Source organism: Blastococcus sp. MG754426 (genome assembly GCF_021699055.1).
GTDB lineage: Bacteria > Actinomycetota > Actinomycetes > Mycobacteriales > Geodermatophilaceae > Blastococcus.
On the sequence record NZ_SSXC01000085.1, the window covers coordinates 1 to 17,547 of the forward strand.

Annotated in this window: 17 protein-coding genes; 5 read left to right on the plus strand and 12 right to left on the minus strand. The window is 75.0% G+C overall.

What is annotated here, in order from left to right:
* Both E9549_RS19680 and purB read right to left on the minus strand, forming a co-directional pair.
* A partial coding sequence (locus E9549_RS19680) for a phosphoribosylaminoimidazolesuccinocarboxamide synthase (protein WP_236828282.1) occupies nt 1–855 on the minus strand: 855 nt, incomplete at its 3' end.
* Nucleotides 852–2,159 carry an adenylosuccinate lyase gene (purB, locus tag E9549_RS19685; RefSeq protein WP_236828283.1) on the minus strand — a complete coding sequence of 436 codons (1,308 nt, stop codon included), beginning with the start codon at nt 2,157–2,159 and terminating at the stop codon, nt 852–854. The genes purB and E9549_RS19680, both read right to left, overlap by 4 nt.
* A gap of 96 nt (nt 2,160–2,255) precedes the next feature.
* Here purB and E9549_RS19690 point away from each other — a divergent pair, with 96 nt between their 5' ends.
* On the plus strand, nt 2,256–3,668 hold the full coding sequence (locus E9549_RS19690) for an AI-2E family transporter (RefSeq protein ID WP_236828284.1): 1,413 nt from the start codon (nt 2,256–2,258) through the stop codon (nt 3,666–3,668).
* Here the strand turns inward: E9549_RS19690 and purD are convergent.
* A complete protein-coding gene (gene purD, locus E9549_RS19695) occupies nt 3,665–4,948 on the minus strand; it encodes a phosphoribosylamine--glycine ligase (RefSeq protein ID WP_236828285.1) in 1,284 nt (427 codons plus the stop codon). The genes E9549_RS19690 and purD overlap by 4 nt on opposite strands.
* Before the next feature lie 252 nt (nt 4,949–5,200).
* Here purD and E9549_RS19700 point away from each other — a divergent pair, with 252 nt between their 5' ends.
* Complete coding sequence (locus tag E9549_RS19700; RefSeq protein ID WP_236828286.1) at nt 5,201–6,166, plus strand: glycerophosphodiester phosphodiesterase family protein; 966 nt, start codon at nt 5,201–5,203, stop codon at nt 6,164–6,166.
* A gap of 60 nt (nt 6,167–6,226) precedes the next feature.
* Here the strand turns inward: E9549_RS19700 and rsgA are convergent, their stop codons facing one another.
* A complete protein-coding gene (gene rsgA, locus E9549_RS19705; RefSeq protein ID WP_236828287.1) occupies nt 6,227–7,240 on the minus strand; it encodes a ribosome small subunit-dependent GTPase A in 1,014 nt (337 codons plus the stop codon).
* 160 nt (nt 7,241–7,400) lie between these two features.
* Entirely contained in the window at nt 7,401–8,687 is a 1,287-nt protein-coding gene (locus E9549_RS19710; RefSeq protein WP_236828288.1) for an adenylosuccinate synthase, read from the minus strand.
* A 116-nt stretch (nt 8,688–8,803) separates the two neighbouring features.
* Between E9549_RS19710 and E9549_RS19715 the strand changes: the two genes are divergently transcribed.
* The 3 genes from E9549_RS19715 (at nt 8,804) to E9549_RS19725 (ending at nt 11,435) form a co-directional block, all read left to right on the plus strand.
* The gene (locus E9549_RS19715) at nt 8,804–9,418 is read left to right on the plus strand and encodes a hypothetical protein (protein ID WP_236828289.1); all 615 of its coding nucleotides are present in this window, start codon (nt 8,804–8,806) and stop codon (nt 9,416–9,418) included.
* 119 nt (nt 9,419–9,537) lie between these two features.
* Complete coding sequence (locus E9549_RS19720; RefSeq protein WP_236828290.1) at nt 9,538–10,602, plus strand: ABC transporter permease; 1,065 nt, start codon at nt 9,538–9,540, stop codon at nt 10,600–10,602.
* Nucleotides 10,599–11,435, plus strand: coding sequence for an ATP-binding cassette domain-containing protein (locus E9549_RS19725; protein ID WP_236828291.1), 837 nt, complete (start codon nt 10,599–10,601; stop codon nt 11,433–11,435). Before E9549_RS19720 ends, E9549_RS19725 begins: the two co-directional genes overlap by 4 nt.
* Nucleotides 11,436–11,475: 40 nt before the next feature.
* Here the strand turns inward: E9549_RS19725 and E9549_RS19730 are convergent, their stop codons facing one another.
* The 7 genes from E9549_RS19730 to E9549_RS19760 all read right to left on the minus strand — a co-directional run.
* Complete coding sequence (locus tag E9549_RS19730; RefSeq protein WP_236828292.1) at nt 11,476–11,619, minus strand: GPGG-motif small membrane protein; 144 nt, start codon at nt 11,617–11,619, stop codon at nt 11,476–11,478.
* 153 nt (nt 11,620–11,772) lie between these two features.
* Nucleotides 11,773–12,201: a DUF3151 domain-containing protein gene (locus E9549_RS19735; protein ID WP_236828293.1), complete on the minus strand. Its 429-nt coding sequence runs from the start codon at nt 12,199–12,201 to the stop codon at nt 11,773–11,775.
* Nucleotides 12,198–13,232, minus strand: coding sequence for a class II fructose-bisphosphate aldolase (fbaA, locus tag E9549_RS19740; RefSeq protein WP_236828294.1), 1,035 nt, complete (start codon nt 13,230–13,232; stop codon nt 12,198–12,200). Before fbaA ends, E9549_RS19735 begins: the two co-directional genes overlap by 4 nt.
* A gap of 172 nt (nt 13,233–13,404) precedes the next feature.
* Nucleotides 13,405–14,757, minus strand: a complete 1,353-nt coding sequence (locus E9549_RS19745) for an FAD-dependent oxidoreductase (protein ID WP_236828295.1) — start codon at nt 14,755–14,757, stop codon at nt 13,405–13,407.
* The gene (locus tag E9549_RS19750; RefSeq protein WP_236828296.1) at nt 14,754–16,172 is read right to left on the minus strand and encodes an FAD-binding oxidoreductase; all 1,419 of its coding nucleotides are present in this window, start codon (nt 16,170–16,172) and stop codon (nt 14,754–14,756) included. The genes E9549_RS19745 and E9549_RS19750 overlap by 4 nt, the downstream gene beginning before the upstream one ends.
* Before the next feature lie 117 nt (nt 16,173–16,289).
* Nucleotides 16,290–16,844, minus strand: a complete 555-nt coding sequence (gene pyrE / locus E9549_RS19755) for an orotate phosphoribosyltransferase (protein ID WP_236828297.1) — start codon at nt 16,842–16,844, stop codon at nt 16,290–16,292.
* Between the two features lie 70 nt (nt 16,845–16,914).
* Nucleotides 16,915–17,547 (minus strand): fasciclin domain-containing protein (locus E9549_RS19760; RefSeq protein WP_236828298.1); only part of this gene is annotated, 633 nt, incomplete at its 5' end.

The window sequence follows — 17,547 nt, forward strand, 5'->3', positions numbered from 1 at the left end:
GGCGAAGCGGCGACCGGTCAGCTGCTCGTAGGCCGTCACGTACCGCTCGCGCGTGGCGGCGACGACGTCGGCGGGCAGCTCGGGCGGCTCGGAGACCCGGTCCCACCCCGACGAGGTCAGCCAGTCGCGCACGAACTGCTTGTCGTACGAGGGCTGCACCGCCCCGGGCGACCAGGTGCCGGCCGGCCAGAACCGGGACGAGTCGGGGGTGAGCACCTCGTCGCCCAGCACGAGCGCCCCACCGGCCACCCCGAACTCGAACTTCGTGTCGGCCAGCACGATGCCGGCGTCGGCCGCGATCTCCGCACCTCGCCGGTAGAGCGCCAGCGTCAGCTCGCGCAGCTCCACGGCCCGGTCGGCCCCGACGGCGGTCACGACGGCGGCGAAGTCGATCGCCTCGTCGTGCTCCCCGACCTCCGCCTTGGTCGACGGCGTGAACACCGGCGACGGCAGCTGCGAGCCCTCGACCAGCCCGGCCGGCAGGGCGACGTCGCGGATCGACCCGGTCCGCTCGTACTCCTTCGTGCCCGACCCCGACAGGTAGCCGCGGGCCACGCACTCCACGGGCAGCATCTCCAGCCGCCGCACGAGCATCGCCCGCCCGGCGACGTCGGCCGGCACGTCCGAGGCCGACACCAGGTGGTGCGAGGCCCCGAACGCCTCCAGCACCGGCGTCAGCTGCTCGAACCACCACACCGAGAGCTGGGTGAGCACCCGCCCCTTGTCCGGGATCGGCGTGGGCAGCACGTGGTCGTAGGCGGAGATGCGGTCCGACGCGACCAGCAGCAACCGGTCGGGGCCGGCGTCGTAGATCTCCCGCACCTTGCCGCGGGCGACGAGCGGGAGGTCGATCACGACAGGGCAGCCAGCCGGTCGAACAGCGGCCCCAGGTTCGCCACGTACTGCTCCGGCCGGCAGATCTCGTCCAGCCGCGCCTCGTCCAGCGCCACGCCGGACGACGACGCCCGCGCGCGCAGCGTCTCGCGGAACGGCGTGCCGCTCTGCCACGTCTCCATCGCCGCGGACTGGACCAGCGCGTAGGCGTCCTCGCGGGACAGCCCGCCCTCCACGAGCTCCAGCAGCACCGAGGAGGTGTAGATCAGCCCGCCGGTGGACTCGAGGTTCGCCCGCATCCGCTCGGCGTCCACCACCAGGTTCTCCACCAGGCCCGCGGTGAGGTCGAGCAGGTAGTCGGTGGTGATCGCGGCGTCGGGCAGGAACACCCGCTCGGTGGAGGAGTGCGAGATGTCGCGCTCGTGCCAGAGCGGGATGCCCTCCATGAGCGGCACGATCGCCGCCCGCACCACCCGCGCCAGCCCGGCGATGCGCTCGGAGCGGATCGGGTTCTTCTTGTGCGGCATCGCGCTCGAGCCCTTCTGGCCCGACCCGAACGCCTCGGACAGCTCCCGCACCTCGGTGCGCTGGCCGTGCCGCACCTCCAGGGCGATCGCCTCGCAGACGGTCGCGATGATCGCCAGCGCGGAGACCCACTCGCTGATCGAGTCGCGCAGCACCACCTGGGTGGAGGCGTCGGCGGGTTGCAGGTCCAGCGCCTCGGCGACCGCGACCTCCACCGAGGGGTCGATGAGCGAGTACGTGCCGACGGCGCCGGAGATGGCGACGACGCCGACGCGCTCGCGGGCCGCCCGCAGCCGGTCGCGGGAGCGGGCCGCGGCGAAGGCGAGGTCGGCGACCCGGTGCCCCCACACGTCCGGCTCGGCGTGCACGCCGTGGGTGCGCCCGACCTTGATCGTGCCGCGGTGCGCCAGCCCGTGGTCGCGCAGCGCCGCCACCAGCCGGTCGGCCTTGGCCAGCAGGATGTCGGTGGCCTCGGTGAGCTGCACGGCCAGCGCGGTGTCCAGCAGGTCCGACGACGTCATGCCGTGGTGCACGAACGCGGCGGCCGACCGCGGCTCGGTGTTGTCGGCCCACGCGGTGAGGAACGCGATGACGTCGTGCTGCGTCGTCTCCTCGATCTCGGCGACCCGCTCGGCCGTGGGCGGGGGCGCGTTGCGCACCGGCTCCACGACGTCGGCGGGCACCCGCCCGGCCGCGGCGTGCGCCTCCAGGACGAGCGTCTCGACGCGGCACCACAGCTCGTACTTGTGGGCGTCGCTCCAGACCCGGCCCATCTCGGGGAGGGTGTAGCGCTCGATCATGCGGGTACCGCCCGCCACCGGTCAGCTCGTCGCAGCACGGGGACAGTCTCCCGCAGGGCTAGCGTGATCACGAACGGCCCCTACCGGAGGTGATCGATGCGGCGACGCGCCCGAGTTCTCGCCGTGCGCAGCCGCGACCTCGCCGCGCGCGCCCGCGACCGGATCCGCGCCGCCCGGGAGCACGATCCGCACGCCTGGCACCACCACCACGGCCCGCCCGACCCCTACCCGGTCGGCATCCGGGCCGGCGCCGACGGCTCCGACGGCGTCCCGCCCCCGCTGGGCAGCCCGGCCCCCGGCGCCCCCGACCTCGACGGCGCGCTGGGTCCGGGTGGGGTCAGCGGCCCACCCGCGCACCCCTCGGCCGACGGCGCGGCCCCGCGCCCCGCCGGGCGCGGGGCCGGGGCCGGCGCGGAGGGCGTCGTGCCGTTCGGGCTGCGCATGGCGGCCGCGTGGTCCTGGCGGCTGATGGTGGTGATCGCCGGTTTCTACGCGCTGCTCTGGGCCGCGGCCTACCTCGCCGTCGTCATCGTCCCGGTGCTCGTGGCCCTGCTGCTCTCGGCGCTCCTGCAGCCGGGGGCCGCGGGGCTGGCCAGGCGGGGCTGGCCGCCCTCCCTGGCCGCCTTCACGATGCTGCTGGTCGGCCTGGCCGTGGTCGCGGGCATCATCACCCTCGTCGTCGAGCGGTTCACCGCGGGCTTCGCCGACCTCGCCGCGCAGGTGAGCCAGGGGCTCGAGCAGGTCCAGACCTTCGTCGTCCGCAGCTTCCCCATCTCCGAGGGGCAGCTCGCCGACCTCCTCACCGAGGCGCAGGACGCGCTGCTCGACAACCAGGACACCCTGGCCTCGGGCGCGCTGACCACCGCGGTCACGGTGGGCGAGGTCGTCACCGGCATCGTCCTGGCGCTGTTCACCCTCTTCTTCTTCCTGAAGGACGGCCGCTCCATCTGGCTGTGGCTGGTCGGCCTCTTCCCGGCCGCCTCCCGCGCCTACCTCGACGAGGCCGCCCGGCGCTCCTGGCGGACGCTCATCTCCTACGTGCGCGCCACCGTCGTCGTCGCGCTCGTCGACGCGGTCGGCATCGGCATCGGGCTGGCGGTGCTCGGCGTGCCGCTGGTGATCCCGCTCGCCGCGCTGGTGTTCCTCGGCGCCTTCGTGCCGATCATCGGCGGCTTCCTGGCCGGCACCGTGGCGGTGCTGGTGGCGCTGGTGTCCAACGGCCCGATCACCGCGCTGATCGCCCTCGCCGTCGTCATCGGCGTCATGCAACTGGAAGGGCACGTGCTCCAGCCGCTGCTGCTGGGCCGGGCGGTGCGGGTGCACCCGCTGGCGGTGGTGCTCGCGATCGCCGCGGGCCTGCTGGTCGGCGGCATCTTCGGCGCGCTCATCGCCGTCCCCACCGTGGCGTGCGTGAACGTCGCCGGCACCTACCTGAGCCGCCGGCACGAGGGCCCGCGGCCGCCCGAGCCCCGGCCCGAGCGCGCCCGCCCCGTGGTCGCCGCCGGCTAGCCGAGGGCGATCCGGCCCTCGACGGCGGCCAGGGCGATGTCGGTGCGCCAGTGGGCGTCCGCCAGCCGCACGCCGGCCACGCGCTCGTAGGCCGCCTGGCGCGCGCCGGCGAGGTCGTCGCCGACGGCGGTGACGGCCAGCACCCGCCCGCCGGCGGACAGCACCGTGCCGTCGGCGGCGAGCGCGGTCCCGGCGTGCAGCACGCCCTCGCCGTCGGCGCCGGTGACCGGGTCGCCGGTGCGCGGCGCCTCGGGGTAGCCCGGCGCGGCGACGACCACGGTGACCGCGGCACCGTCGCGCCAGCGCAGCGGCGGGTGGTCGGCGAGGGTGCCGGTGGCCGCGGCGTGCAGCAGCCCGCCCAGCGGCGTCTCCAGCAGCGGGAGGACGACCTGGGTCTCGGGGTCGCCGAACCGGGCGTTGAACTCCACCACCCGCACACCGCGCGAGGTGAGCGCGAGCCCGGCGTAGAGCAGGCCGCTGAAGGTCTCGCCGCGGCGGGCCATCTCGTCGACGGTCGGCTGGAGCACGGTGGCCAGCACCTCGTCGACCAGCCCCGCCGGGGCCCACGGCAGCGGGGCGTAGGCGCCCATGCCACCGGTGTTGGGGCCGGCGTCGCCGTCGTCGCGGCGCTTGTGGTCCTGCGCGGGCACCAGCGGCAGCACCGTCGTCCCGTCGGTGACGGCGAACAGCGAGACCTCCGGCCCGTCGAGGTACTCCTCGACGAGCACGGAGCCGCCTGCCTCGAGCACCCGCCGGCCGTGCGCGGCGGCGGCCTCCCGGTCGGGGGTGACGACGACGCCCTTGCCGGCGGCCAGCCCGTCGTCCTTGACCACGTAGGGGGCACCGCCGGTGAGCGCCGCGACCTCGTCCAGCGCGGTCTCCAGCTCGGCCGGGCCGCCGACGGGCCACGAGCGTGCGGTGGGGACGCCGGCCGCCGTCATGACGTGCTTGGCGAAGGACTTGCTGCCCTCGAGCTGCGCGGCCTGCGCGGAGGGGCCGAAGCAGGCGATGCCGGCCTCGCGCACGGCGTCGGCCGCCCCGGCGACCAGCGGCACCTCCGGGCCGATCACCACGAGGCCGGCGCGCCAGTCCCGCGCCAGCGCCGCCACCGCGACCGGGTCGGCCGCGGCGAGCTGCTCCCCGCCCGGGGGCGGCGGCGCGACGGCCCGCGTCCCGGCGTTGCCCGGGGAGCAGGCGAGCGCGCTCACCGCGGGGTCGGACTGCAGAGCCACGCACAGGGCGTGCTCCCGGGCACCGGAGCCGATCACCAGCACGCGCACGATCCGCGACCCTACCGATGGTGCGCACCGGCGGCCCCGCCGCAGGGTGCCGTCCCACCCGTCACAGGCACGACGTGTGAGATCACCCACGCCGGCCGCGGGCAGCCGCTGGTCAGCGCGCCGGCCGCCCGATCGTGCGCGACCCGTCCCCTCCAGTTCGCCCCCGATTCACCCGATTCATGTGTTGTGGGTGCCATGCGCGCGACCGAGTCGCTGGCGGACCGGCCAGGGACACGTCTTCCCCGCCCCCTCGTGATCGGCCACCGCGGAGCCCCGGCCTACCGGCCGGAGCACACGCGGGCGAGCTTCGAGCTGGCCGTCGACCAGGGAGCCGACCTCATCGAGCCCGACGTCGTGCTCAGCCGCGACGGCGTGCTCGTGGTCCGGCACGAGAACGAGCTGTCGCTCTCGACCGACGTGGCCGAGCACCCGGAGTTCGCCGGCCGCCGGACCACGAAGGTGGTCGACGGCCTGGTGTGCACCGGCTGGTTCACCGAGGACTTCACGCACGCCGAGCTGCGGACGCTGCGCGCCGTGGAGCGGATGCCCGAGCTCCGCCCGCTGAACACCGCCTACGACGGCCGGTACGGCGTCCTGACGCTGGCCGAGGTCGTCGAGCTGGCCCGCTGCCGCTCCACCGCCGAGCGGCCGGTGCAGGTGCTGGCCGAGCTCAAGCACCCCGAGTACTTCGCCGAGGTCGGCATGCCCATGGGTGCGCTGGTGGCCGAGGAGCTGCGCCGGCTCGGGGCGGACGGCGCGGACGGCACCGTCGTCGTGCAGGCGTTCGACCCCGGGGTGCTCCGCGACCTCCGCGGCCGGCTGGGCGAGGACGGCCCGCGGCTGGTGCAGCTGGTCCACGACCTGCCGGTCGGTGACGCGATGGTGACCCCGTCCGGGCTGCGGGAGATCTCGACCTACGCCCAGGGCATCGCGCCCAGCCGGGAGCGCGTGCTGGCCAGCGGGGCCGAGCACGGGCCCGGCGGCGGCCACCTCGTCGCCCAGGCGCACGCCGCCGAGCTGACGGTGTTCTGCTGGACGCTGCGGGCGGAGAACGCCTTCCTGCCGAGGCACCTCCGCCGCGGCACCGCCCCCGAGGGGCTGGGCGACGCCGTCGGGGACGCGCTGGCGTTGCTGGCGCTGGAGGTCGACGGGCTGATCAGCGACTCCCCCGACCAGGCCGTCCGCGCCCGCACGGCGCTCACCGCCCAGCTGGTCTGAACCGACCGGTGGTCCGCGGCGCGGGGCCCGGGAGGTTCCCGGCGCGGTCCACGCAGCGGCTCAGCGCGAGCCCGCCCGCACCCTGGTCGCGGTGTCGTCCGGGGGACGACGGTGCCGTCGCGCCCGGGCGTCCACGCGGAGCTGCTGGCGGTGGGCCTCGGCCTGCAGCTTGCGCCAGGAGGTGAACCGGGCCGGGTCGAGCCGGCCGTCGTCGATGGCGGCCGCCACCGCGCAGCCCGGCTCCCCCCGGTGCCCGCAGTCCCGGTAGCGGCAACGCGTCCCCAGCTCCGCGACGTCGGCGAACGCCCGGTCGATCCCGTCCGCGTCGTCGTGCAGGCCCAGCTCCCGCATGCCCGGGGTGTCGATCAGCAACCCGCCGCCGGGCAGCCGGTGCAGCTCCCGCGCCGTGGTGGTGTGGCGGCCCCGGCCGTCGTCGCGGATCTGGCGGGTGCCCGCCACCTCCCGCCCGGTCAGCGCGTTCGCGAGGCTGGACTTGCCGACGCCGGAGGGGCCCACCATGGCGGCGGTGGCCCCGGCGGGTACCAGCGCCCGGACGGCGTCCAGCCCCGCCCCGGTGACCGGGCTGACCGCCAGCACCGGCACGCCGACGGCGTCCTCGGCGACCTGGGCCACCCCGGCCGGCACGTCGGGGCACAGGTCGGCCTTGGTGAGGACGACGACCGGCGCGGCGCCGCTGCTCCACGCCACGGCCAGGTAGCGCTCCACCCGCCGCAGCCGGGCCGGTCCGGTCAGCGCATCCACCACCAGCACCGTGTCGACGTTGGCGGCCACGACCTGCGCGGCCGAGGTGCGGCCCGCGGCCGTGCGGGTGAAGGCGCTGCGGCGCGGCAGGACGGCGACCGCGAGCTCGCCGCGCAGCGCGATCCAGTCACCGACCGCGGGGCCCCCGACCACGTCGTCGCGCAGGGCGGGTGCGGGGTGCGCCCGGCGCTCGCCGCCGGCGGTGAGCGCGGTCAGCCGCGCGCGGTCGACGCGCACCACCCGCCCCGGCTCGCTGCCCGGGGGCAGCGCGGCGGCGCGGTCCGGCGTCCAGCCGAGATCGGTCAGCTCCACGCACGGCATCGTGGCCCCGGGCGGCCCCGGCTGTCGCGGCATTTACCCGCAGCACCGCTCGGTCGTGGCGAGTGGGGGCCGGAGGCCTCCGCGCAGCCGCGACGCAACGGCTCAGCTCAGCCGGGGACGGAACGTGGTCGTCCGGAGGACGACGGATCACTCAGATCAGGTCGTGGAGGACGACGTTCTCGTCGCGGCCGGGGCCGACACCGATGACGCTGATCCGGGCCCCGGAGAGCTCCTCCAGCCGGCGCACGTAGGCCTGGGCGGCCGCGGGCAGCTCGTCGAAGGTGCGGCAGCCGCGGATGTCCTCGAACCAGCCCGGCATCTCCTCGTAGACCGGCGTCGCGTGGTGGAAATCGGTCTGCGTCATCGGCATCTCGTCGTGCCGGACGCCGTCGATCTCGTAGGCGACGCAGATCGGCACCGTCTCCAGGCCGGACAGGACGTCGAGCTTGGTGAGGAAGAAGTCGGTGATGCCGTTGACCCGGCTGGCGTAGCGGGCGACGACGGCGTCGAACCAGCCGCAGCGCCGGTCCCGACCGGTGGTGACGCCGACCTCGCCGCCGTGCTTGCGCAGGTACTCGCCCCACTGGTCGTGCAGCTCCGTGGGGAACGGCCCCGACCCCACGCGGGTCGTGTAGGCCTTGAGGATGCCGACGACGCGCTCGATCCGCGTCGGGCCGACACCGGCGCCGACGGCCGCCCCGCCCGCGGTCGGGTTGGACGACGTCACGAACGGATAGGTGCCGTGGTCGACGTCGAGCAGCGTGCCCTGCGAGCCCTCCAGCAGCACCCACTCACCGGCGTCGAGCGCCTTGCCCAGCAGCAGGCGGGTGTCGACGATCCGGTGCCTGAGCGCCTCGGCGTACTGCGTGTACTCCTCGACGACCTCGTCGACGTCGATGGCCTTGCGGTTGTAGACCTTGACCAGGACCTGGTTCTTCTCCTGCAGCGTCCCCTCGAGCTTCTGCCGCAGGATCGACAGGTCGAGCAGGTCCTGGACGCGGATGCCGACGCGGGCGACCTTGTCGCCGTACGCGGGGCCGATGCCGCGGCCGGTCGTGCCGATCTTGCGCTTGCCGAGGAACCGCTCGGTGACTTTGTCGAGGGCCCGGTGGTGCGGCATGATCAGGTGCGCGTCGGAGGAGATCACCAGCCGCGAGGTGTCCACCCCGCGCTCCTCCAGACCCGCCAGCTCGCGGATGAGCACCTCCGGGTCGATCACCACGCCGTTGCCGATGACCGGCGTGCAGCCCGGCGTCAGGATCCCGGACGGGATCAGGTGCAGGGCGTACTTCTCGCCGTCCGGGGTGATCACCGTGTGCCCGGCGTTGTTGCCGCCCTGGTAGCGGACGACGTAGGGGACGCGGCCGCCGAGCAGGTCGGTGGCCTTGCCCTTGCCCTCGTCGCCCCACTGGGCACCGATCAGCACGACAGCGGGCATCGGCTCGTGGCTCTCCTGTCCGGCGGGGTGGCGGCACGGGTCTGCTGCGCGGCACCCGGGTCGATCCCCCGGCAGGTCGGCCGGGGCTGGGGTGGGACGGGTGACAGGGTATCGGCATGTCCTCGGTCGAGCTGGACCTCCGCCGCCTGGGCCCCGCGGAGGCACCCCTGCGGAGCCAGCTGGAGCCGGTCGCGACGGCCGACCGGCTGCTGGTGCGCGGCCCGGTCGCCGGCCTCTCCGGGGCGCTGGCGGCGCTGTTCAAGGCCGGGCGGACGGCGGAGGTGCCCGTCGCGTGGGAACCGGCGGCCGACAAGTCCTCGACCGCGCTGGCCCGTGCCCTCGGCATCGGTACCGGGGCGCCCCGCGAGCTGGGGCTCGTCCGCGACGACCACGGCGGCGTGCTGCTGCACCACGGCCGCATCGAGGCCTCCGGCGACGGCCGCCGGTCGCTCTCCCGGCGGCTGGGCCTGCAGGCGTACCACGACGACATCAAGGTGGCCGACGGCGAGATCACCCGCATCGACGTGCGGCCGGACTGGACCGCCGTCGACACCATCACGGTGACCGTGATGACCCAGCCCCTGCGGCCCACCCGGCAGACCAGCGGGCGCGCGCTGCAGGTGGCCTCGGACCCGGCCCGGATCGTCCGGGACGGGGTGCCGTTCGTGCGCCCCGTCCACCGGTGGACGTGGTACGCCGACGACCGCGTGCGGTGGCGGCTCGACCCCTGAGAGGACCCCCGCACCGGGCGGCTGCGGGGGGCCGGGGGCGTCGTGGACACTGGAGCCACCCGACCGCCCGAGGAGGACCCGCTGCCGACGTCCTGCCACGCCCACGGGTCGCCGTGCCGGTGATCTCCGACCCTCGCGGGACCTTCGGCGCCCGGACCGCCGAGGTACCCGCCGGCCGCCGCTTCCTGGCGCGCGCGTTCGCGCGGCCGAGCCTGCCCGCCGTCGTGGGCCTGGTCATCGTCGTCGCCTTCTTCGCCCTGCGGGTGCCCGAGCTCCTCAGCCCCTTCGGGCTGGCGACGGTCCTGGACACGGCGGCGCTCCTCGGCATCGGCGGGGTCGCGGTGGCGCTGCTGCTGGTGGCCGGGCAGTTCGACCTCTCGGTGGGGGTCACCGCGGTCGCGAGCTCGCTGCTCACGGCGCTGCTCATCGGCTACGCGGGGTGGAGCACCTGGCCGGCGCTGCTGGTCTCGCTGCTGGCGGCGCTGGTGGTCGGGGTGGTCAACGGCGTCCTGGTCGTGAACACCGGCCTGCCCAGCTTCCTGGTCACCCTGGCGACCTTCCTCATCCTGCAGGGCACCTCGCAGGCCGGGGCGCAGGCGGTGGCGGGCGTCACCCGGGTCAGCGGGCTGGACGAGTCCCCCGGCTGGTCCTCGGCGACCGCCGTCTTCGATGCGACCGTCCAGCTCGGCAACGGGCGGTTCAGCGTGAGCATCCTGTGGTGGCTCGGCATCACGGCGCTGGCCACCTGGGCGCTGTGGCGCACGAAGTTCGGCAACGCGGTGTTCGCCAGCGGCGGCGCCCGCCGGGCCGCGCGCGAGCTCGGCGTACCGGTGCGGCGCACGACCGTGGCGCTGTTCTGCCTGACGGCGGCCGCGGGCTGGCTGCTCGGCACGATGACCCTGGTGCGCCTGGCCAGCGTCCAGGCCGGGGGGACGGTCGGGATCCTCAGCGGGATCGACTTCATCGTCGTGGCGGTCATCGGGGGGTGCCTGCTGACCGGCGGCTACGGGTCGGCGATCGGCGCCTCCGTGGGCGCGCTGCTGTACGCGGTCGCGCGGGAGGGCATCACGCTGGCCGACTGGGACACCCGCTGGTTCCAGGCGCTCCTGGGCGTCCTGCTGCTGGTGGCGCTGCTGGCCAACGGCGAGGTGCGGCGCCGGCTCCGCGCGAGGCCGCGGTCGTGAGCGCCACCCCGCCGGACCTGGAGGAGCGGGTCGAGCGCGCCACCCCGGTGGTCGAGCTGCGCGGCGTCACCGTGCGGCACGGCAGCGTGCCCGCGCTCAGCCGGGTCACCGCCGCCCTGCTCCCCGGGCAGATCACCTGCGTCCTCGGGGAGAACGGCTCGGGCAAGTCCACCCTGGTCCAGCTGATCTCGGGGCTGCGCCGCCACGACGAGGGCGACCTGCTGGTCGGCGGCGTGCCGACGCGGTTCCGCTCGCCGCGCCAGGCCCGGGAGGCGGGGATCGCCACCGTGTGGCAGGACCTCGCCGTCGCCCCGCTGCTGTCGGTCTGGCGGAACTTCTTCCTCGGCGCCGAGCCCACCCGCGGGGTGTGGCCGTTCCGCCGGCTCGACCTGGACGGCGCGCGCGAGACGACGACGCGGGCGATGGCGCGGGTGGGCGTCACCGGGCTGGACCCCGACCAGCCGGCGAGCGCCCTGCAGGCCGGTGAGCGGCAGAGCCTGGCGGTCGCCCGGGCGCTGCACTTCGGCGCGCGGGCCCTGGTCATCGACGAGCCCGTCACGCCCATGACGGTGGCCCGCCAGACGCTGTTCGGGCAGGCGGTCCTCAGGGCCCGGGCCCAGGGCCTGGCGGTCGTCGTCGTCACCAACAACCCGCGCTACGCCCACCTGGTCGGCGACCGGTTCCTGCTGCTGGCCCACGGGCAGGTCGCCGGGAACCTCACCCGCGACGACGTCGACTCCGACGGGCTCACCGCGCTGATGGCCGGCGGGGACCAGCTGAACACGCTGACCGACGCGCTCACCGCCCTCCACCCGGAGCTCGGCGAGCGGTGAACACCCCCGGGCCCCCGCGACGGCGGGGGCCCGGGGCCGGTCAGGTGAAGATGCTCACCCCACCCGGACCGACCAGCAGGCCGACCACGATCAGGACGATCCCCCACAGGATCTCCTTGCGGATGATCGCCACGACGCCGGCGACCACGAGGACGACGGCGAGGATCCAGAGCAAGGTGGCCATCAGAGGTCTCCTTTCCTGGGCGCCCTTCTGGCGCCGAGCACTCTGCGTAGTGATCACGACGGCGGTGATCCAAACCCGGGAAGCCGAACGCGCTGCTGGAACGGGCAACGGGCGGCCCGCCGGAGCGGACCGCCCGTTACCGATCGTGAACGATCAGATGGCCAGCGTCGGATCGGAGTCCCGGAGCAGCTGGGTGCAGCGCTCGGCCTCCGCCGTCTCGCCGATGGCCTCGGCCGCGCGGGCGAGGACCATCACGCAGCGCAGGAAGCCCCGGTTGGGCTCGTGCGACCACGGCACGGGGCCGTAGCCCTTCCACCCGTTGCGGCGCAGCGCGTCCAGCCCGCGGTGGTAGCCGGTGCGGGCGTAGGCGTAGGCCTGGACCGTGTCGACCAGCGCCCGTTCGGGGCGGCTGATCGCCTCCTCGGCGAGACCCGCCCACACCGCGCTCACCGTGGGGTGGTGCGCCGCGGCCTCGGCCAGCGTGGCGCCCTCGGCGAGCTCGGCGTCGGCCTCCGGCGTCGGCGGCAGCAGCGTCGGGTCGGGCTCGCCCAGCAGGTTCCCGTGCGGGTGGCCCACGATCACGCCCCCTGCGACTGGCCGGCCGACAGCAGGTCCTCGCAGGCCTGGACGACGCGGGCCGCCATGCTGGTCTCGGCGGCCTTGAGGTAGCTGCGCGGGTCGTAGGTCTTCTTGTTGCCGACCTCGCCGTCGATCTTCAGCACGCCGTCGTAGTGGGTGAACATGTGCCCGGCGATCGGCCGGGTGAAGGCGTACTGGGTGTCGGTGTCGACGTTCATCTTCACGACGCCGTAGGAGAGCGCCTCGCGGATCTCCGACTCGGCCGAGCCGGAGCCGCCGTGGAAGACCAGGTTGAACGGCTTGGCGTCCTCGCCCAGGCCGAACTCCTTGGCGACCAGCGCCTGCCCGCGCTGCAGCACGTCGGGACGCAGCTTGACGTTGCCGGGCTTGTAGACCCCGTGCACGTTGCCGAAGGTCGCCGCCAGCAGGTAGACGCCGCGCTCCCCGAGCCCGAGCTGCTGCGCGGTGCGCAGGAAGTCGCCGTCGGCGGTGTAGAGCTTCTCGTTGATCTCCGCGACGACGCCGTCCTCCTCGCCGCCGACGATGCCGATCTCCAGCTCCAGGACGATCTTGGCCGCCGCCGACTTCTCCATCAGCTCCTCGGCGATGTCGAGGTTCTCGCCGAGCTCGATCGCCGAGCCGTCCCACATGTGCGACTGGAACAGCGGCTCCTGGCCGGCGTCGACCCGGTCCTTGGACAGCGCGATGAGCGGGCGCACGTAGGAGTCGAGCTTGTCCTTCGGGCAGTGGTCGGTGTGCAGCGCCACGTTGACCGGGTACTTCTCGGCGACGACGTGGGTGAACTCGGCCAGCGCGACCGCACCGGTGACCATGTCCTTGACCCGGGTGCCGGAGCCGAACTCCGCACCACCGGTGGAGAACTGGATGATCCCGTCGCTGCCGGCGTCGGCGAACCCGCGCAGCGCCGCGTTGACGGTCTCGGAGGACGTGCAGTTGATCGCCGGGTAGGCGAACCCGCCCTCCTTCGCCCGGCTGATCATGTCGGCGTAGACCTCGGGGCTGGCGATGGGCATGCGGCACTCCTCCGTCGGGAACGGCTGTACGGCGCTGTACGTGCGGATGTCGGTGTGCAGTATCGCGCCGCCGGGCGCGCTCCGGGGCGTCGGGGCGGACGCCGCGTCCCGAGGTGGTCCCCTGGGGACCACCGACCGGGTGACGCCTGGCTGCGCGCCGCCGTCTCCGGGCTCAGCCCTGCTCGATGCGGCTGACCACCCGGGCGGCGACGACCACCGGGTCGTAGGTGGGCGAGAACGGCGGGGCGTAGGAGAGGTCGGAGCCGGCGAGGTCCTCCGCGGTCATCCCCGCCCAGATGGCGGTGGCGAGCACGTCGATCCGCTTGCCCGAGCCGGGCCCGCCCACGATCTGGGCGCCGATCAGCCGGCCGGACCCGGCCTCGCTGATCAGCTTGACCGCGATCTCCTCGGCGCCCGGGTAGTAGCCCGCCTTCGTCGTCCCCTCGATCGTGTCGGTGCGGTAGTCGAACCCGGCCTCCTCGGCCTCGGTCGTGCACAGCCCGGTGCGGCCGATCTCCAGGTCGCCGACCTTGGTCAGCGCGGTGCCCAGGACGCCGGCGAAACGCGCCGCCCGGCCACCGATCACCGAGCCCGCCACCCGGCCCTGCTTGTTGGCGTGGGTGCCCAGCGCGACGTGGGTCGCCTCGCCGGTGACCCGGTGGAAGGTCTGCGAGCAGTCGCCGGCGGCGTAGATCTCCGGGTGCGAGCGGGTGCGCTGGGTGCGGTCGACGGCGATCGCGCCGGTGGTGCCCAGCCGGATGCCGGCCTGCTCGGCCAGCGCCACCTCCGGCCCCATGCCGAGCCCGAGCACGACCAGGTCCGCGTCGTAGCTGCCGGCGTCGGTGCGCACGCCCCGCGCGCGGCCGGAGTCGTCGACCAGGATCTCCCGCACCGCCTGGTCGGGGTGCATCTCCATGCCCATGGCGCCCATGCCGGCGCAGACCCGCTCGGCCATGTCCGCGTCGAGCAGCTGCATCGGGAGCGGGTCGGCGAGCACCACGGTGACCTCGAGCCCGCGGCGCTGCAGGGCCTCGGCCATCTCCAGCCCGATGTAGCCGCCGCCGAGCACCAGGGCGCGGCGCGGGTCGGACTCGAGGGCCGCACGGATGGCGGCGCCGTCGTCGAGGCGGTGGACGCCGAAGACGCCGGGGGCGTCCAGCCCGGGGATCGGCGGGCGGTTGGGCCGGCCGCCGGTCGCGACGAGCAGCCGGTCGTAGCCGATCCGCTCGCCGGCGTCCGTGACCACCTTGCCCGCGGCCGCGTCGATCTCGACCGCCCGGGTGCCGGTGTGCACGGTGATGCCGCGGGCGGCGAACTGCTCCGGCGTCCGGGCGATCAGCTGCGCGCGGTCGGCCACCTGGCCGCCGATCCAGTACGGGATGCCGCAGGCGGAGTAGGAGACGACGTCCCCCTGCTCGAGCACCACGACCTCGAGGTCGTCCGCGTCCCTCAGCCGCCGCGCCTGCGCCGCCGCCGACATCCCCGCCGCGTCACCGCCGATGACGAGGAAGCGCTCCCTGCTCATCGCCCCAGCGTGGCACCCGCCGGCGTGCTGCGGAACACCGTCCCCGGGTTGAGCAGACCGGCGGGGTCGAGGGCGGCCTTGATCGAGCGGTGCACGTCCAGCGCCACCGGACCGATCTCCCGCTCCAGCCAGTCCAGCTTGATCGTGCCCACGCCGTGCTCGCCGGTGATCGTCCCGCCGAGGGACAGCCCGAGGGCCAGGATGTCGTCGAACGCCGCGTAGGCCCGCTGCCGCTGGTCGGCGTCGCCCGCGTCGAAGCAGACGGTCGGGTGCATGTTGCCGTCACCGGCGTGCCCGACGACGCCGATGACGACGTCGCGGTCGGCGGCGATGGCGTCGCAGCCGTCCAGGAAGCCGGCGATCCTCGAGCGGGGCACGGCGACGTCGTCGATCAGCACCGCACCCCCGACCCGCTCCAGCGCGGGCAGCGCCATGCGCCGGGCCGCGAGCAGCAGGTCGCCCTCCGCCTGGTCCTCGGTGGAGTGGACGAACTGGGCGCCGGCCTCCTCGCACAGCCGGGTGAGCGCGGCGACCTCCTGGGCGGCGGCCGCACCCCCCGCGTCGGACTGGGCGACCAGCAGCGCCCGGGTGCCGTGGTCCAGACCGGCCTTCAGCACCTGGTCGACGGTGCGGATGCAGGTGCCGTCCATGATCTCCAGCAGGCTGGGCACCAGCCCGGAGGTGACCACCCGCTCGACGACCTGGCCGGCCTGCGCCGTCGTCGCGAACGAGGCGGCCAGGGTGACCGGCGCCCGCGGCGCGGGGCGGAGCGCGAGCGTGGCCTCGGTGATGACGCCGAGCGTGCCCTCGGAGCCTACGAACAGGCGGGCGAGGTCGTAGCCGGCCACGCCCTTGACCGTGCGCCGGCCGGTGCGCAGCACGCGCCCGTCGGCGAGCACCACCTCGAGGCCGAGCACGTAGTCGGTGGTGACGCCGTACTTCACGCAGCACAGGCCGCCGGAGTTGGTGGCCAGGTTGCCGCCGATCGTGCACCAGTCGTAGCTGGAGGGGTCCGGCGGGTAGAACAGCCCGCTGCCGGCGACCGCGTCGCGCAGCTGCTTGTTGACCACGCCCGGCTGCACGACGGCCAGCCGGTCGGCGGTGGAGACCTCCAGGACGGCGTCCATGCGGGTCATGACCAGCGTGATGCCGCCGTCGACGGCGTTGCTGCCGCCCGCGAGGCCGGAGCCCGCGCCGCGCGGCACCACCGGGATGCCGTGCCGCGAGGCGATCCGCAGGACGGCGGCGACGTCGTCGGTACGCCGCGGGAAGGCCACCGCCGCGGGGAGGCCGGCCGGCGCCATCATCGCCTGGTCGCGGGCGTAGGCGGCCGTGACGTCGGGGTCGGTCAGCACGCTGTCGCGGCCCAGCGCACCGGTCAGCTCGGCGAGCCACGTCGCCGTCGTCGTGGTCACCGTCACACCGTAGAGGCTCCCTTGGTGATCAGGTCACCTGATCACCAAGGGTCCTGGCTCACTACCGATGCTGAGCCAGGACCCGGAACGATCAGGTCACCTGATCATCCGCGGTCCTCAGGAGAGGCCGAGGTCGGCGAGGGTGAAGGCCGCCCGGTACTCGAAGCCTGCATCCTCGACCGCCTGCCGCCCGCCCCGGTCGACGACCACCGCGACCGCGACCACCTCGGCGCCGGCCTCCTGCAGCGCCTCGGCGGCGGTGAGCGGGCTGCCGCCGGTGGTGGAGACGTCCTCGACCACCAGGACGGCGCGGCCGGCGACGTCCGGCCCCTCGATCCGCCGCTGCAGCCCGTGCGCCTTGCCCGCCTTGCGCACCACGCAGGCGTCGAGCCACCCCTCGCCGGCCGCGGCCGCGTGCAGCATCGCCGTCGCCACCGGGTCCGCCCCCAGCGTGAGCCCGCCGACGACGTCGTAGCGCAGGTCGCCGGTGAGCTGGCGCATCACCCGGCCGACCAGCGGGGCGCCCTCGTGGTGCAGGGTCAGCCGGCGCATGTCGATGTACCAGTCGGCCTCCTGGCCCGAGGAGAGCGTGACCTTCCCGTGCACCACGGCGAGGTCGACGATCAGCTGGAGCAGCCGGTCGCGGTCGGGCAGGGCGGTGGGAGCCGTCATGGGGAGGAACCCTAGACACGCGTCCGGGCGGCGGCCCGGTGCGTCGCTCGTCCCCGGCCGGGGGGCGCCCTCAGCCCTCGGCGGGCTGCAGCACCTGGTCGATGACGTAGACGGTGGCGTTGGCCGTCTGCACGTGGCCGCAGATCACCGAGGCCTGCGCCCCGACGAGCGTGCCGTCGGCGCCGATGGTGAGCTCCTCGCCCGCCCCCTCGACGGTCACCTCGTCGTTGTTGAGCGTGGTGTGCGTCCCGACCAGCTCGGCGGGCGCCAGGCGGCCCGGGAGGACGTGGTGGGTCAGCAGCGCGGTCAGCGCCGGGGTGTCGGCCATCAGCCCCTGCAGCGCGTCGGCCGGGACCGCCTCGAACGCGACGTCGGCCGGGGCGAGCACGGTGATGTCCTGCGTGGTGTCCAGCGTCTCCACGAGGCTGGCCGCCTGCAGCGCCTGGACCAGCCTCGACAGCCCCGGGGTGCTGCCGGCGGCGGTGGCGACCGGCACGGCGCTCATCCCCGCGAACCCAGCCGGTCCTCCGGGGGCCACCGCCGAGCACCCCGCGCCGAACGGCCCGTCGGGGACGGGCGCGGTGGTGGTGGTCTCCGGGGCGGCGCCGGCGGTGCCCGGGGTCGTGGAGGCCGCGCTCCCGGCGGGGGCGTCGTCGGAGCCGCAGCCGCCGAGCGCGAGCGCCAGGCCCGAGAGGGCCGCGAG

Bases quoted from the DNA above. Each gene is read 5' to 3' on its own strand.
- purB (WP_236828283.1), bottom strand. From the start codon at position 2,159: ATGATCGAGCGCTACACCCTCCCCGAGATGGGCCGGGTCTGGAGCGAC.
- E9549_RS19690 (WP_236828284.1), top strand. From the start codon at position 2,256: ATGCGGCGACGCGCCCGAGTTCTCGCCGTGCGCAGCCGCGACCTCGCC.
- E9549_RS19710 (WP_236828288.1), bottom strand. From the start codon at position 8,687: ATGCCCGCTGTCGTGCTGATCGGTGCCCAGTGGGGCGACGAGGGCAAG.
- E9549_RS19715 (WP_236828289.1), top strand. From the start codon at position 8,804: ATGTCCTCGGTCGAGCTGGACCTCCGCCGCCTGGGCCCCGCGGAGGCA.
- E9549_RS19730 (WP_236828292.1), bottom strand. From the start codon at position 11,619: ATGGCCACCTTGCTCTGGATCCTCGCCGTCGTCCTCGTGGTCGCCGGC.
- fbaA (WP_236828294.1), bottom strand. From the start codon at position 13,232: ATGCCCATCGCCAGCCCCGAGGTCTACGCCGACATGATCAGCCGGGCG.
- E9549_RS19745 (WP_236828295.1), bottom strand. From the start codon at position 14,757: ATGAGCAGGGAGCGCTTCCTCGTCATCGGCGGTGACGCGGCGGGGATG.
- pyrE (WP_236828297.1), bottom strand. From the start codon at position 16,844: ATGACGGCTCCCACCGCCCTGCCCGACCGCGACCGGCTGCTCCAGCTG.